The organism is Bacillus cereus group sp. BfR-BA-01524, from assembly GCF_022662595.1.
Taxonomy (GTDB): domain Bacteria; phylum Bacillota; class Bacilli; order Bacillales; family Bacillaceae_G; genus Bacillus_A; species Bacillus_A thuringiensis_S.
Map to the genome: position 1 here is coordinate 1 of NZ_JAKUDW010000328.1, position 338 is coordinate 338.

Genomic DNA, 338 nt, shown 5'->3' on the forward strand with positions numbered 1-338 from the left:
TTAATAAATTTTTAAAATATAATAAAAAAAAGAGATTCATACATGCGTATGAATCTACAAAATATGAGTATATTCCAAAACATTTTTCCCAATCAATAATATAGTAACTAATAAAAATAAAGTCCTTACATATCCAACGCCTTTTTGAACCGCAAACTTCGATCCCAAATAAGCACCTAAGATCATTGATAATCCCATGATAATACCGTATTCAAAATGAATTATGTCTAAAAATAAAAAAGTAATTAAAGATACAATATTACTAACAAAGTTCAAAAGTTTTCCAGATGCTGCCGCTTGAATAAAATCCAAACCAATTAATAAAAATGCAAAAATTA

General features: G+C 25.1%; 1 protein-coding gene. It reads right to left on the reverse strand.

Annotated elements, in window-relative coordinates; translation table 11 throughout:
• Window positions 1-54: 54 nt before the first annotated feature.
• Window positions 55-338, reverse strand: a 284-nt coding sequence (locus tag MR170_RS31300; RefSeq protein ID WP_242310704.1) for a TSUP family transporter, incomplete at its 5' end; no start/stop codon positions are given.